The organism is Pseudomonas sp. HLG18 (genome assembly GCF_051903985.1).
Classification (GTDB): domain Bacteria; phylum Pseudomonadota; class Gammaproteobacteria; order Pseudomonadales; family Pseudomonadaceae; genus Aquipseudomonas; species Aquipseudomonas fluorescens_BT.
This window is the reverse complement of the sequence record NZ_CP195831.1, coordinates 5,355,031-5,369,180: the sequence shown is the minus strand read 5'-3', so window position 1 is coordinate 5,369,180 and position 14,150 is coordinate 5,355,031. Positions and strand designations below refer to the sequence as shown.

The window sequence follows — 14,150 nt, the reverse complement described above, 5'->3', positions numbered from 1 at the left end:
GTCATGGGTTCCATTTGTTGGAGAGCGCAGGCCGCACGGTTTTCAGGTCCGGCAGGTTCTCGAGGAAGTTGTCCGGGTAGTAACCGAAACTGGTGGCGCCCTGACGCTTGAGGCGGCCCATCCAGTCGGCCAGTTGCGCACCGTCGATGTCGGCCTGATCCTTCTTCGTCCAGTCCCGTGCCTGCAATTCGAACACCGTGCGATCCAGCGCACCGGGGCGTTGTTTGATTTTCGCCACCAGTTCTTCCAGCCACGGGCCGGATTGCGCAGGGGTCTGCTTTTCCATGAGTGGCATGGCCATCGGCGCCGTCCAGTCGTAGCTCACAAGGAAGTCGTCGAGGTTCTGCGCGAACCACGCTTCGCTCCCGGGATTGAGAATCGGCTCGGCGAAGATGTTGCGCGCGGTGAGCACCTGCGGGCCACGGATCGCCCGCACCTTGGCGGTCAGTTCATTGGTGAAGTCGATCAGGTAGCGGCTCTTGAATCGCGTCCAGCGCTGCATGGCTGCCGGATCATCACGCAGGGCGGCAATCGAGCCCGGCAGACCGTGGGCGGCATAGGCCTTCAAGGCCTCGGGACTGGCGTCCTCGAAGTCCGACAGCACGGCGTCATCGTGGTAGAGAATGCCGTCCACCGAGGTCAGGCGCGCCACGTCTTCGTAGATTTCACCAATGATCCGCCGCACCTCGGGATCGAACGGTGACAGCCGCTTGTACTGATCCGGATCGACAGCGGTAGTGCCAGTCTTCGGATCCCAGCGCGTGACCCGCGGCAATGTCGAATCCAGCGCAAAACTCAGCACCGGCATCCAGGCGAACACCTTCACGTGGGCCCGGGTACGCAGCTGCCAGGCGACGCGGTCGAAGAGGTCGGCGCGCATCGGCAGATGACGGTTGGGGAAGTACAGCGAATGCACCAGACCATCACCCTTCGGATCGGCGAAGGCTTGCAGGAACACCGTGTTGGCGCCCATGTCGGACATGCGCTGGATCAGCTTGCCGAGATTGACCTCCTGCTGCGCCGGATCCGGGTCATAGACGTTGTCCAGATCCACGTGCACCACGCGCATGGCGAAATCCGACTGCACGGCCACGATGCTGTTGGCGAAATGCTCGCCATCCGGGTCCGAGGCCACGAGAAAACGTGGGCTGCTCATCAGGTTGTCGAGGGCATCGAGACCGTCGTCGAGGGTCAGGGCCATTTCATAGCCCTGCTCGCTGACCACGGTCAGCGAAGTACCGTCCGCCGTCCCGTAGGGCCAGACCCAGATTCGTGGTTTTTTACCGGTGGCCTTGCGGATTTTCTCTGAGATGGTGGCCACGTCAGTGCGAATCCGTGCCTGGAATTGCGCTTCGGATTCGTAGCGCCTGGTCACCGGATCGTAGCGACGGGTTGCGGCGGCCGGCTGCATGTTGCCTTGCGGGTTGGCGAGGATGCCTTTGTGGCTGGCATCGGTGTGGGCGGCGATTTCCACCAGGCCCGATTGCGAAATTTCTCGCACCTGATCCCAGGTCAGAAAGTCGGAACGCGGGCGCATGGCGCCGGCAAAGTCCACCGGTTGATTCAGCGGAGTATCGATCCAGACCCCGACCGGCGCCAGCAGCGCATGCCAGTTGTAGGCGCGCAGCACCGGCATCACACGGGTGTAGAAACTCGCGTAGCCGTCGTCGAAGCTGAGCAGGATCGCTTTGGGCGGCAGTTCCGGCCCGCCCTTGCGCGCGGCCATGATCTGATCGACCGTCACCGGCTTGTAGTTGTTTTCCCGCAGCCAGGCCAGCTGCTCGATCATGCGCTCGGTGCGCACGGCCACTACGGCCTGATCGGGATCACGGTCTTCGACGTCGTGGTAGGCAATGCCCAGCACGTGGTTTTTCGGCCAGGGCTTTTCATTGGCCGCCAGCGGACGCTCGGACGGCGGCGCGAAGGCCGGGGCTTGCTGGGCGCAGGCGCTGACCAGCAGCACTCCCAGCAGAAGGATGAAACGCGAAATCAAAGGCATCTTCAAACTCTTCTAGAAGCGGAAAGTGAGGTCGACGAGCAGACGCAGATCGGTTTCCCGGTCACCGTCGTAGGGCCGGTTGATCACACTGAACAAACCGCCCACCTCGAATACGTCGTTCCAGGCATAACGCTGGCCGTAGCCGAGCATCGCCATGCCGCCGGTGCCGTGATCACGCTGGCTGTACGTACCCGCACCGGCCTGGAACTGCTGGCTCCAGGAGGTTTCGTAGCGGTGGTAGAGCACGTGGTTGACGTTGACCGTCGGCATCACGCTGAAGTCCGCCTTCGGGTTGAAGTACGGCACGTCTTCGGATTTGGAGTTATGACTGGTGCTGACTTCCAGACCGGCGTCGACCTGCACGTGGGTGGTGCTGTAGACGCCTTCGCGGCCGGTCAGCAAGGCTTCGACACGGTTGTTGCCGTCGCTGAAATGCGACGGGCTGACCGACAGTTTCCACTCGCGGCTTTCATTCGCGCGCCAGCGGATGAAACCGCTGCCGCCGTTGGCCTTGATGTCGCTGTTGAGCGCGCGCAACGGGGTCTCCGCCGACAGGTATTCAAGGCTGCCGCCGTACTGCCAGTTGTCATTGATGTCCCGGGCAATCGCCAGGCGGGCGCCCTGCTTGTCGCCGTAACCGTAGGAATGGTTGGAGACTTCAGCTTCAAGGGTCATGTCGCGGGTGCGCCGCTCCAGACCGACACGCTGGAAGCGGTGGTTGCCGGTGCCTTCGGCGAAGTCACCGGTGGCATAACCGACCCCGGCGAACACGCGCCAATCCTCATCGATCGGCGGACTGTAGAGCGTGCTCTGGATGCCGAAGTCCCGGCTGCCGCTGACCGCGCCGGCATTGCCACCGCTGCCGCCATTGGCCTTGCCGCCGTAGGCTTCAACGCGTAATTCGGACATGTCATGCACTTCACGCTCGCGGGCCGCTCGCTGCACCTGGCGGTTGTCCGGGAAGCGCTCCACGACGTCGTCGGTCAGCGCATCCATCTGCCGCCATTCCTGAAGCGTCATGGCGGTTCGGGCCTGAGCCACCTCCAGTCCCATGTCCCGGGGCACCATGCTCTCGACTTCCTTGAGCTGGCTCTCGGCGCGGCGCGGCCATTGTCGCGCCAGGTAAAGATCGGCCTGTGACAGGCGCAGGCCGACGTTGCCCGGCGCCTGATCGACCAGCGTCTGCAAGCGATCCTCGCCATGGGGCAGGTCCGCGCCGTAGGTGCCGGCAGCCTGAGCCGAGAGCAATTGCGCGTCCATCCAGTCGTCGCTGGGGTTACCGATCGGCAAGCCCTTGAGTTCGACGCGCGGTTTCTCGTTTTTGGCCAGATCTTCGGCGACCTTGCGCGCCTCCTCGACGCGGTCGCTTTCCAGCAACGAGTAATACAGCGCGGTGGTGTCTTCGAGGCGATCGCCGGCATCGGCGTCCGGCGCCGAGAGCACCTGACGATACAGGTCAGTGGAGACCTCGGGCTGACGCTGATCCAGATACGAAGCAGCCACCCAGCGCAGGGCGTAGGTCGGAATCTTCACGCCTTCGCCTTGCAGTTTCTGGTATTCGGCAATGACGTCGGCCGTACGCGCACGGGCCTTGAGCGCGCCCATGCGGTCGATGCGCCAGCGGGTCACGTCGTCGTGGGCGCCGGCATCCGGGGTCCAGGTGGCGAGCAGCTTGTCGTAGTCGGCCAGTGCGCGATCGGCGATCACGTAGCGTTCTTTTTCGCTGCGGGTGGCGAATTCGGCGAGGCGCACCCGCTCGGCAGCCAGATCGCCTTCGAGACGACGCAGAGTCACCGGATCGATCAGCCCCGGCCGCTGATTGGCCAGGCGCAGCGCCGGCTCGGGCATACGGGCCTTTTGCAGAGCGACCACGTATTCACGGGCGACTTCCGGTTTGCTGCCGGCGCGAGCGAAGGCCTGATCGTATTCGAACAACGCATCGTATTGCTTGCCAGCACGGGTCAGGGCATAGCCCAGTGCGAGACGGCGGGAAGGATCATCGGGTTTGGCGGCAACCAATGCCTTGGCACGGGTCACGGCCTCATCGGGTTTGCCAGAGTCTGCCTGGGTCAGCGCGAGACCGAGTTGCAGGTCGGCGTTGTTCGGTTCCTGCGCCAGGGCCTTGTTGTAGACCTCGATGGCCTGTTCCCAGCGCTTGAGATTGCGATAGGCGCGAGCGGTGGCGGTCAGGGCCTGGGTCGGCAATGCGCGGCCGCGCCCCTGGGTCTCGTAAACTTGCACCACTTCGGCATCAAGCCCGGCCCAACTGGCGATTTGCAGGTGATCGCTGATCTGTCCCGGCGTGGCCTGGGCCGGCGGCACCTGACGCAAAGCGGTCAGCGCGGGCGTGTAATGCCCTGCCCGGGCATCAAGCACCATTTGATCGTAGGCCGTATCGGCCAACGCGAGCACCGGCCAGAGCAACTGGCTGCAAAGCGCGACTCGAAACAAAGGGCGTAAACCACGATGTAATACAGGAACATCAATACGCGGCATTCGTCAGCATCCTTACATGGCCAGCCGGGTAGCAATGCTCCCCCTTGCCCAATTCGTAACGGAGACCAAGTCGATTTACCTGGCCAAGCTATCCAAGCAGTCTTGCACGCAAGCGTAGATCAATATTCAGAACACAATATTTGTTCAGATTCGTGACCGAAAACGCTGGCTCACGCCGCTCACGCCGATTCCAGACAGCAAAACGCCCGGCGTTTGCGGGGAGCAAAGGCCGGGCGTTGAGGTGTAGCGAGGGGGGTTACTGTTCCTGGCTGACGTTGACACCAGCGAATTTGCTCATCAGGAAATCGACGAACTGCTCGACGGTCATCTTCTGGCCGTTGAACTCCACCTGATTGGCGGCGTAATGCAGCTTGGTGACAACGTTGGTGCCATCCAGGGTCGCCAACTGCGAACCGACGGCCATGCCGGCGAACATGTCGGCTCCGGCGCTGGCCTGGTCGACGATGGCTTTGGCATCGGTCTGACCATCGAGTTGCGCCTGCACGCTGAGCAGATCGACCAGCATCGGCTTGGACACCAGCACGTTGACGTCAAGCAGGGCGATCAGTTGCTTGCCCAGTTGATCCGGCGGCAGGTCCATCGACTGTGGCTTGGTCAGGTCGAGCACCAGATTGGCACGGCTTTCACCGTTGGCGGTTTTCAGCGACAGGTCTTCCAGCGCCAGTTGCGGCCCGGCCGCCAGCAGTTTTTGCAGGTCAGCCTTGACCTGAGTGGACTCGGCTTCGGTCAGGTTCAGCTCCGGTGCCGGCAGACCGGCGGCGGTGGCTTCGGCGGCGGCTTTTTCGTATGGCTGCAGCTTGGTCTGGTAGATCTGCATCAGCGACAGAGCCGACGGGATGTCGAGGTTTTTAAGGCTCATGGCCAGATTGGCCGAACCGATTTTCTTGTCGTTGAGGGTCACTTCACCGATTTTGTAGTCGGCACGGCCGGAAGCGTTCGTGCCGTTTTCTTCGGTGAGGTTCTTCATCTCGAAGTTCTTCACGCCCAGCACGGACTGCTTGGCGCCGAAGGTAGTCTTGCTGCTGGTCAGTTCCAGGGTGTTTTCGCCGGTGTAGTAGCCATAGCTGCTCTTGGCGAGGTTGCTGGCCAGGGTCAGGCCATTGAGTTCGATCTGCACCGGCGCCTGGTCTTCAGCCACGGTGGTCAGGTGCAGGCTGTCCATGTAGCCGTTGGCCTTGACCTTCTGTGCCTGGGCACTGGCGGAAATGTCCATGTTCAGGCCGGAAAACTTCAGGCTCGACTTGTCGTCCAGCGCGGTTTCCAGCGGCAGCAGTTCGATATTGCCAGTGGTGGACTGGTCATAGCCGATGTTGACCACACCTTTGAGTGGCGCAGCGCCCTTGGTGGCGGCGAACCATTTCTCGGTGATCGGGGTCTTTTCCAGCTCATAGTGACTGGTGGCCATGACCGGCAGCCATTTCAGCGAGACCAGTCGCGAGAACGGCAGCGGGCCGTGCTCGATATGGTCGACGAACAGCAACTCGACCGGCGCTTCGCCGAACATCTCGCCTTCACCCTTGAGGCGATAGTGCGCGGTGCTGCTGAAGGTGTTGCGTTCCAGCGACACCAGTTCCAGCGACGCACTGCCGTTGGAGCCGGCCATGGCGGTCTGCAACTCGCTGTTGGCATTGGCGACGGCATTGTTCAGTACGCCTTCGATTTTGGTGCCGGTGTACCAGGCCCCGCCGACGCTGATGGCGCCGATCGCAACAACAATTCCGAGAAGCACGCCTGCTGATTTATTCATGAATGACCTGATCGATTTCCGTGGCTGAAGGTGTGGTCGTCTTCCGTGAACCCGTGACCGGGCCGTGGCGCGACTCCGCTGAATTTAGCGGTGGAGATTAGCACTGGCAGCGCGGGGCGGCCCAATGTTTAAAGGTTAAAGAGTGTCCACGGGACATGGACAAACAAAAAGATCGCCGGGTTCGGCGATCTTTTGGGAGGTCAGGAATACTGCAGCTCGATCTCATCGAGCTGATGATCGAAGCTTTTCAGGCGTGCGGTCCAGGTGTACACCAGCACCTCGAAATCCCGGTCGATCACCGCCCCGCCCGGCCCGTCGCCGCGTGGGTCGCAGAAATCCAGCTGATAGCGCTCGCGGGCCATGGCGGTCGCGACGTCGGACAATTCACGGGCATTGTTCAACCAGTGCCAGCCGTCATCGGCGACTTGTTTGTCCAGGGCCAGGCATTGTTTTTTCAGGGCTTCGAGGCTTTTTTCCAGCGGAGTGCCGGTGAGTTCGCCCATGACCTCGGCGAAAGTGCGTCCCGGTTGCCAGTAGCTGCCCCAGAAGTAGCGGTCGAACACGGTTTCGACTTTGCGCAGCGCGACTTTGGTGTCCCAGATCAGCAGCAGCGTCTTGCTTTGCTGAAGCTGGCGTTTCTTGAGCCGCTGCACCTGGACCGATGCCCAGGCCACCACCACGATCGCCATCACCGCGATCAGCGCGGTCGCGCTGTCGAGGAAGACCATCGCCTTGTCGATCTGATGAGCCAGCATGATGCCGTAGAAATAGGTGGCCGACAGCAGCACCAGTGCGACCAGGGCGCACCAGAAGCCGAGAGCGTAAGGGTTTTTCATTATTGGTTTCCCCTAGACCTGCGCTAGCAATGTGCACTGAAAAGGCGCCTGGTTCGGGGCGCCCTTTCAATACTTCAAAGCATAGCAACGGCCTCAGGGTTTGCTGGCGCTCGAGGCTTGCGTTCGTCCGCTTTCCCAGCCACCGCCGAGGGCGAGGAACAAATCGATCTGGCTCATGGCAACCTGAGTGTTGGCGGCGGCCAGTTGCGCAGTGACGTCGGTGTAGGTGCGAGTGGCTTGCAGGTCGGCGAGGAACGACTCGCGGCCCGCCTGGAAGAAGCGGTGAGTCTGGTCAGCCGCCAGCTTCGCCGACTGCTCGGCATCGGCCAGGGCGTCGCGGCGTTGCAGCAGCGCGGTGTATTGAGCCAGTCCGGTCTGGGTTTCGCGGATGGCGTTGAGCACTACGCCGTCGAAATGCGCCAAAGCGCCCTGGGTCGAAGCTTCGGCCTCGCGGATACGCGCCCGGGCGCCGTTGGTCGGCACCTTCCAGCTCAGCGACGGGCCAAAGCCCCAGCGGTTGGTCGAGGGGTCGCCGAGGTCGGAGACGAAGCCGACGGTGCCGATGGTCGCGCCGATGCTGATGTCCGGGTACAGCTCGCCGGTGGCAATGCCAATCCCGGCGGTCGCAGCTGCCAAACGACGTTCGGCCTGGCGGACATCCGGCCGTCGTTTGAGCAGCGCGGCGCCATCACCGACCGGCACCAGTTGGGCGATTTTCGGCAATTCAGCACAGGTCGCCGTGCCGGCCGGCAATTGATCGACCGGTTTGGCCAGCAGCATCGACAGACGGAACAACCCGGCCTGACGCGCCGCTTCATAGCGCGGCAGGTCGGCGCGCAGGGACTTGAATTGAGTCTGCGAGCGGGTGACCTGGGTTTCGTCCCCGCGTCCGGCATCACGCAGGCGCTGGATCAGCGTGGTGCTCTGGGATTGCAGGTCGAGGGAATGCTGGGCGATTTCCCGTTCTTCGTTGGCCGCGCAGACCTGGGTGTAGGCCCGAACCACGTCTGCCACCAAGGTGATGCGTGCGGTGTCGGCAGCGGCCTGGGTCGCGTCGGCGTTGGCTTTCGCCGCTTCGATCCCGCGCTGCAGGACGCCCCACAGGTCGAACTGGTAAGACGCGCTGATGCCGATGTCGGCGACGTTGGCCACCGGGACTTTCTCCGGCAGCAGAAATGCCTGACCGGATTCCTGCAAGCGCTGGGCACCCATTTTCACGCCACCGCTCCAGCCGCCGGCCGCCTCGGCTTCATCGACCTGGGCACGGGCCCGCGACAGGTTCGCCGCCGCCACCCGCAGGTCGGTGTTGGAGGCCATGGCCTGCTGCACCAGTTGATCCAGACGCGGATCGCGATACAACCGCCACCAGTCCGCCGGCACGGGAGTGGAGACCACAGGTTTGCCGGCCACCGCCAGATCGCCCTGGAAATCCTTGCGCTGAATCGCCGCATCACTCGGCAGGTGATAGTCCGGCCCGACCATGGAACAGGCCGACAACATCACGCCCAGACCGGCGATCATCAGGGCCCTGCTCATTTCGCGGGCTCCTGCTGATCGTCGATGATCGAGACCGTGGCGGTACGCCCGGCAATCATGCGGAAGTCTTCCGGCACATCGTCGAAGGCGATGCGCACCGGAATCCGCTGCGCCAGACGCACCCAGCTGAAGGCCGGGTTGACGTTGGGCAACAGGTTGCTGCCGCTCGAACGGTCACGGTCTTCGATACCGGCGACGATGCTTTCGACATGCCCGCGCAAGCGGGCGCGGTCGCCGATCACGCGGATATCCACCGACTGACCGATGTGGATGCCGTCGAGTTTGGTCTCTTCGAAATAGCCGTCGATATGGAACGAATTGCTGTCCACCACCGACAACACCGGACGCCCGGCGGTGACGAATTCCTGCGAGCGCGGCGCACGGTCGTTGACGTAGCCGTCCACCGGGCTGCGGATCACCGAGCGATCGAGGTTGAGTTGGGCGCTGTCCACCGTCACCAGCGCTTCGGCCAGGGCCGATTGCGCGCGGGCCACTTTCGACAGGCTTTCTTCCAGCTGTTCGGCCGGCACCAGATTGCCCAGTCCACGGTTACGCTTGGCTTCACGCTGGGCCTGGGCGAGGGTTTCTTCACGGTCGGCAACGGCTGCCTTGGCCTGGCGCAATGCCAGTTTGAAACGGTCCTGGTCGATGCTGAACAGCACCTGGCCGCGTTTCACCAACTGGTTATCCTTGACCTCGACCTGTTGGATCAGCCCGGACACGTCCGGGGCGATCTGCACGATGTCGGCGCGAATGTGGCCGTCGCGGGTCCAGGGCGCGAACATGTAATACATCACCATGCGCCAGACCACGACGACGGCGAAAGTCACGATCAGCAGCGTCAGGACGACGCGACCGAGGGTCAGAAACGGTTTTTTCATGTCATCAGGTATCGACTGAGTGAATCCACGCCGTACAGCATCACGGCGTAGAGAGCCACGTTGAACAATGCCCGGTGCCAGACCAGACGGTAGAAATGCAGGCGTGTGAGCACGCCGTGTACCAACACAAACAACACATAAGTGATGCCCATCAACACCAGCAGGGTCGGCAGGAAAATGCCGCTGATGTCCAGATCACCGATCATAGGGGCGCTCCTTCGGGCAGCGGTTCTTCGGGCTCGGCACTGGAGACGAATTCCACGCCGGGCAACAGCGCCAGGCGCAAACCGCTCAAGGCGTGCAACAGGTTGAGTCGGGTTTCTTCCTCGCAGTGGCCATTGAGCGCACGACGGGTGCGATCCATGGTCATCAACAAGGCGCTCGGCGCCGGCAAGCGTTCACCGGCCTTGAGGCAGGCTCGGAAATACTCGCCGACCTCGGACACCACTTGCTTGAGCAACGCGTTCGGCGCGCCCGTCACTCGCGGCGTATAGGCGAGCAGATCGAGCAGGTTCAGCCCCACGCGCACTTCGCGCATGGCGATGCCAGTGTCCTGGCCGGTCAGCGCCAGACGCGGCAGGTGCTGCATCAGGCGGTCGAGCAGTTGCACACCCAGATGCCGGTGTTCGGCGAGGGTGGCCGGTTCGGTCATGCTGACGATGTCTTTCCAGCTGAAACGGGTCAGGCGCTTGGCCGCCAGTTCCGCGCCGAACGGCCGGGCGATCAGGGTCCAGATAAACGCGAACAACAGCCCCATCGGGCCCGCCAGGTTGGAATTGGCGAAGGCAAAGAAATCCGCGTCGTAAGCACCCGAAATGCTGATGAACGACGAGGTGTTGACCAGCGTCAGCAGCATGCCGAGGAAAAACCGTGGCTGGACCGTCAGGGTGCCGACACAGATGAACGGCACCGCGAATACCAGCACCAGCATCGGAAAGTCATGCAAGTTCGGCAGCACCAGAAACAGGTACAGGCTGGCGAACAGCACCGACATCCCGGTCCAGAAAAAGAACCGGTAGATCTGCGGCGCCGGGTCGTCCATTGAGGCGAAGAAACTGCACGATACCGCCGCCAGAATCACCGCGCTGCCGCCGTCGGTCCAGCCCAGCAGGATCCACAGTACCGAGGCGACGATGATCGCCAGAATGGTCGAGGCCACCGAATACAGCATCAGCCCACGGTCGAGGAATGGCGTCAGGCGGCCGAGGCGCCAGTGACGATAGACCGCGCGCCAGCTGTCCTGCCGTTCGCACAGGATCGCGTCCTGCAGGCTGCGACAGTCCTGCCACAGATCGATGAATTCGCCGAGACGGTACAGCGCGTTGGAAAACAGCAACTGTTTGCGATCTTCGAGGGCTTCGGCGCTCGGTTGCAACGCTTCGAGCTGATCCCGCAGGGTTTGCCAGCGGTCGAGGTCGGCGTCTTTGTGGCCTAGCCATTCGCGGGTGGCGGTGAGCAGCGGCGCGAATTTTTCCACCAGTTCCGGCGTGCGCCGTTCGAGGGCGTAAAGCGAATCCTCAAGGGCGTCGATCACCGGCAGCAGGTGGATCATCCGCCCGCGCAGTTCCTTGGTGTTGCGTACGGTTTGCGGCCGCGCACCTTCGTGCGGCAACTGGCCGATCATCAACTCCAGGCTGTTGAAACTGCCGACCATGGCCATGCGCAGCGCAGTGACTTCTTCGGGCTGCACGTCGCGGCTGAGGAATTTCAGGCTGTAGGTCGTGGCGTCGGCGAACCATTTGCCCACGGCGTCGTTGAACACCGGTGCCAGGCGTCGTGGCCAGAACATCGCACCGACCACCGCCGCCACGGCGATGCCGAGAAAGATCTCTTCAGTTCGCGACTCGGCCACGTCCCACACCGCCAGCGGGTTATCCACCACCGGCAGGGCGATCAACGGCAAGGTGTAGCCGGCCAGCATCAGTGCGTAATTGTTGGCGGTCCGCAGATGCAGGGACAGAAACAGCAGAATCCCGGTCCATAACGCAATGACCACCACCAGCACATAAGGGCTCTGGACGAACATCGGCACGAACAGCACCGCCGCCGCTGCACCGAGAAACGTGCCGATGGCGCGATACAGCGCCTTGGAACTGGTCGGGCCGAGGAACGGGCTGGAAACGATGTACACCGTGGCCATCGCCCAGTACGGACGCGGCATCTGCATGAGCAAGGCGATGTACAGCGCGATCATCGAGGCCGCGAACGTGCGGATCCCGTAGAACCAGTCCCGCGCTGGGGGCATGCCGGAAAAGAACCCGTTCACGGATTGATCACCGTTGGCGGAGTGGCCGCCTCAAAAGCTCTCAGTACCCGAAGCGTAGCCTCCAGATCGCGCTGGTCGATGCCTTCGAGCACTTCATGACGCAGGCGCACCAGTTGCGCCTCCACCGCTTGCACCAGCTCACGGCCGGTGTCGGTCAGGCTCAGGCATTTGGCGCGACGGTCCTGCGCATCTTCGGTGCGGCAGACAAAACCGGCGTGACACAACTGATCGAGCAGACGCACCAGCGACGGCGACTCCATCCCCGCCGCCTGCGCCACCTGTACCTGCCGCACACCCTCGCCCAGCCGCCCGATCATCAACAACGGGACGGCGCAGGCTTCGGAAATTCCATAGTTGACCAGCGTGGTCTGGCAGATCTTCCGCCAATGCCTGGCAGCAACCACCATGGCACTGCTGATGTTCATCTGGAGAGCGTCGAGGTTATTCGGCACGAGGGAATGCACACACTGTTAGTTTGCTAACTATCAATATGGCATTTGAGGGGAAATTCAGTCAAGTTTTGAAACAAATTGCTTTCAGCACAAGAAATGTTCCTCGCTGAAACTGCGCCGACACCGACATCCGAGAGCACTGAACCATGACGACGCAATTCACGCCCGAGAACCCGAATTCTGGACAACATCCGATTGAACGTCTGCCCGACACATCTGCGTACGCGGCATTTTTAGAGCAAAAAGTAAGAATCGCTCGTGAATCAATGGCCTGCGGAATCGGTTTATCCAATCTTGAAGTTGAAGCGACGTTCTCTTCCTTGAGAGCTATGACTGCCAAGGACTAGGTCCGGTCTTTATCCCGCCCGCCCTTTCCTCAACATCACATCCAGCTGATCCACCACCTCCGCCCAATCCGCATCATCGAGAATCTCGTCGCGCAGGAAATCCGCCTGGCTCTTGCTCCAGAAGAACGCATCGCACAGGTGCAGTTCGGGTTTGAGCGGGGAGTGGGCGGCGATGAACTGATCGATGCTGACCGGGTCGTTGTCCAGGCCCAGTTGTTTGAACAGGGACGGGAGGCTGTGCGTCGGGTTTTCCATGTCGGTACTCCTGCAAGATCTATAGGGTGTGAAAGATTTTTCGCGAGCACGCTCGCTCCCAGAGGTTCAGCGCAGGACCTGTAGGAGAGAGCGTGCTCGCGATTGGTGCCTCACAAACCTCATAAACCTACTGACTCAACTCCCGCACCTGCGCATGCGGCACCATTTTCAGAAACTCGGGCATGCTCATGTGCAGCAGATTGTTGTGGTTGCCGGCCTCCAGGTAGATGTCTTTCTGCCGGGTCACGAGCGGGTCGATGACCATGTCCAGGCCATAGGAATCGCCCAGTGGCGGCACCGCACCGCGTTCGCAGTCATCGAACAGGTGAGCGAGCGTGCTTTCGCGGGTGATCTGCCACTCGCCGCTGGTGCGCACCTTGCTCAGGTCCAGATGGCGGCTGGCTGGCAGCACGGCCATCAGGTAATGCCCGTGGTGATCGTCGAGGATCACCGATTTGGCCACCCGCTCCGCCGGGATCCCCGCAACCCGCGCCGTTTCCAGGCTGCTGCTCGAGTGCGGATGGGAGACGACGTCGTATTGGCATTGCGCCCGGGTCAGGCTGCTTTGCACTTTTCTTGCCATACGCATGATGCACCTCGTTGCCCGCCGACGCTGCGCGGCGAGCGATGATGAACGTTGTTCCTGTTCTGGAAAGTCTAGTCCGGCAAGCCGCGAACGAAGGTAAATCCGCCCACTGGCGAGGCCGCGCAATGATCAAAATTCATCCAGCCGCAGGCTCAACTAGACTGATAAGAGAACCCCATGACTCTCCCGGAGGGTCGCGTGAACACCCGATGCTGTGCGTTTGCCCTGATGCTGCTGAGCGGATCGGCCCTGGCGGCGGACACCTCACTTGCGGCCGGAAGCCCGATCGGCCTGTGGCTGATCACCCTGGGCATCACCTTGCTGATCGCCGAAGGCGTGCTGCCCAATTACGGCGTGATCGGCCTTGCCGGGATTGTCATGTTCGTGATCGGCGCGCTGATTCTGAGCAATGCCGAACTGCCGGTGCCAATGATGATCGGCCTCGGGCTGGTCAGCGCACTGCTGCTGATCGCGTTGCTGGTTCGTGCCCTGAAGACCCGGCCGCGACACCCGGTCAGCGGCGACGCCGGCCTGGTCGGCAGCGTGACGGCCGTGACCATGGTGGAGTCGCGCGACACCCGCAACGGCTGGATACAGTTGCAAGGAGAACGCTGGCAAGTGTCGAGTGCCACGCCGCTGCACGCCGGGCAACCGGTGCGGGTAGTCGGGCGCAAGGGCTTGTTGCTGCAAGTGGCCGCGGCTGACGCGGCACCGCTCGGAGAGTGATC

13 protein-coding genes are annotated in these 14,150 nt (G+C 62.2%); 2 read left to right on the top strand and 11 right to left on the bottom strand.

Annotated elements, in window-relative coordinates:
• Position 1: 1 nt before the first annotated feature.
• From pgaB to ACSPX5_RS24650, 9 genes are all read right to left on the bottom strand, one after another.
• Complete coding sequence (pgaB, locus tag ACSPX5_RS24690; protein WP_207867067.1) at positions 2–1,999, bottom strand: poly-beta-1,6-N-acetyl-D-glucosamine N-deacetylase PgaB; 1,998 nt, start codon at positions 1,997–1,999, stop codon at positions 2–4.
• A 12-nt stretch (positions 2,000–2,011) separates the two neighbouring features.
• A complete protein-coding gene (gene pgaA, locus ACSPX5_RS24685; protein WP_439820431.1) occupies positions 2,012–4,495 on the bottom strand; it encodes a poly-beta-1,6 N-acetyl-D-glucosamine export porin PgaA in 2,484 nt (827 codons plus the stop codon).
• 256 nt (positions 4,496–4,751) lie between these two features.
• Positions 4,752–6,263 (bottom strand): YdgA family protein, encoded by a 1,512-nt coding sequence (locus tag ACSPX5_RS24680; protein WP_439820430.1) that lies wholly within the window; start codon positions 6,261–6,263, stop codon positions 4,752–4,754.
• A 200-nt stretch (positions 6,264–6,463) separates the two neighbouring features.
• Complete coding sequence (locus tag ACSPX5_RS24675; RefSeq protein WP_169428334.1) at positions 6,464–7,099, bottom strand: NADH:ubiquinone oxidoreductase subunit N; 636 nt, start codon at positions 7,097–7,099, stop codon at positions 6,464–6,466.
• Between the two features lie 93 nt (positions 7,100–7,192).
• Complete coding sequence (locus tag ACSPX5_RS24670) at positions 7,193–8,635, bottom strand: efflux transporter outer membrane subunit (RefSeq protein ID WP_439820429.1); 1,443 nt, start codon at positions 8,633–8,635, stop codon at positions 7,193–7,195.
• Positions 8,632–9,516, bottom strand: coding sequence for an efflux RND transporter periplasmic adaptor subunit (locus ACSPX5_RS24665; protein ID WP_169428332.1), 885 nt, complete (start codon positions 9,514–9,516; stop codon positions 8,632–8,634). Before ACSPX5_RS24665 ends, ACSPX5_RS24670 begins: the two co-directional genes overlap by 4 nt.
• Positions 9,513–9,722, bottom strand: coding sequence for a DUF1656 domain-containing protein (locus ACSPX5_RS24660; RefSeq protein WP_007957657.1), 210 nt, complete (start codon positions 9,720–9,722; stop codon positions 9,513–9,515). Before ACSPX5_RS24660 ends, ACSPX5_RS24665 begins: the two co-directional genes overlap by 4 nt.
• Positions 9,719–11,782, bottom strand: a complete 2,064-nt coding sequence (locus tag ACSPX5_RS24655; protein ID WP_439820428.1) for an FUSC family protein — start codon at positions 11,780–11,782, stop codon at positions 9,719–9,721. Before ACSPX5_RS24655 ends, ACSPX5_RS24660 begins: the two co-directional genes overlap by 4 nt.
• Entirely contained in the window at positions 11,779–12,207 is a 429-nt protein-coding gene (locus tag ACSPX5_RS24650) for a MarR family winged helix-turn-helix transcriptional regulator (RefSeq protein WP_011331882.1), read from the bottom strand. The genes ACSPX5_RS24655 and ACSPX5_RS24650 overlap by 4 nt, the downstream gene beginning before the upstream one ends.
• A gap of 173 nt (positions 12,208–12,380) precedes the next feature.
• On the opposite strand from ACSPX5_RS24650, the gene ACSPX5_RS24645 reads away from it, so the two are divergent.
• Positions 12,381–12,581 (top strand): hypothetical protein, encoded by a 201-nt coding sequence (locus ACSPX5_RS24645; protein ID WP_169428330.1) that lies wholly within the window; start codon positions 12,381–12,383, stop codon positions 12,579–12,581.
• A gap of 9 nt (positions 12,582–12,590) precedes the next feature.
• Here ACSPX5_RS24645 and ACSPX5_RS24640 read toward each other — a convergent pair whose 3' ends face one another.
• Positions 12,591–12,836, bottom strand: coding sequence for a DUF2789 domain-containing protein (locus ACSPX5_RS24640; RefSeq protein ID WP_169428329.1), 246 nt, complete (start codon positions 12,834–12,836; stop codon positions 12,591–12,593).
• A 127-nt stretch (positions 12,837–12,963) separates the two neighbouring features.
• Positions 12,964–13,425 (bottom strand): YbaK/EbsC family protein, encoded by a 462-nt coding sequence (locus ACSPX5_RS24635; RefSeq protein WP_439820427.1) that lies wholly within the window; start codon positions 13,423–13,425, stop codon positions 12,964–12,966.
• Positions 13,426–13,599: 174 nt separating this feature from the next.
• Between ACSPX5_RS24635 and ACSPX5_RS24630 the strand changes: the two genes are divergently transcribed.
• Complete coding sequence (locus ACSPX5_RS24630) at positions 13,600–14,148, top strand: NfeD family protein (protein WP_439820426.1); 549 nt, start codon at positions 13,600–13,602, stop codon at positions 14,146–14,148.
• The last annotated feature ends 2 nt before the right edge of the window (positions 14,149–14,150 follow it).

Coding starts and splice junctions, on each gene's coding strand:
- pgaB (WP_207867067.1), bottom strand. CDS start 1,999: ATGCCTTTGATTTCGCGTTTCATCCTTCTGCTGGGAGTGCTGCTGGTC.
- pgaA (WP_439820431.1), bottom strand. CDS start 4,495: ATGCCGCGTATTGATGTTCCTGTATTACATCGTGGTTTACGCCCTTTG.
- ACSPX5_RS24680 (WP_439820430.1), bottom strand. CDS start 6,263: ATGAATAAATCAGCAGGCGTGCTTCTCGGAATTGTTGTTGCGATCGGC.
- ACSPX5_RS24675 (WP_169428334.1), bottom strand. CDS start 7,099: ATGAAAAACCCTTACGCTCTCGGCTTCTGGTGCGCCCTGGTCGCACTG.
- ACSPX5_RS24670 (WP_439820429.1), bottom strand. CDS start 8,635: ATGAGCAGGGCCCTGATGATCGCCGGTCTGGGCGTGATGTTGTCGGCC.
- ACSPX5_RS24665 (WP_169428332.1), bottom strand. CDS start 9,516: ATGAAAAAACCGTTTCTGACCCTCGGTCGCGTCGTCCTGACGCTGCTG.
- ACSPX5_RS24660 (WP_007957657.1), bottom strand. CDS start 9,722: ATGATCGGTGATCTGGACATCAGCGGCATTTTCCTGCCGACCCTGCTG.
- ACSPX5_RS24650 (WP_011331882.1), bottom strand. CDS start 12,207: ATGAACATCAGCAGTGCCATGGTGGTTGCTGCCAGGCATTGGCGGAAG.
- ACSPX5_RS24645 (WP_169428330.1), top strand. CDS start 12,381: ATGACGACGCAATTCACGCCCGAGAACCCGAATTCTGGACAACATCCG.
- ACSPX5_RS24640 (WP_169428329.1), bottom strand. CDS start 12,836: ATGGAAAACCCGACGCACAGCCTCCCGTCCCTGTTCAAACAACTGGGC.
- ACSPX5_RS24635 (WP_439820427.1), bottom strand. CDS start 13,425: ATGCGTATGGCAAGAAAAGTGCAAAGCAGCCTGACCCGGGCGCAATGC.
- ACSPX5_RS24630 (WP_439820426.1), top strand. CDS start 13,600: ATGACTCTCCCGGAGGGTCGCGTGAACACCCGATGCTGTGCGTTTGCC.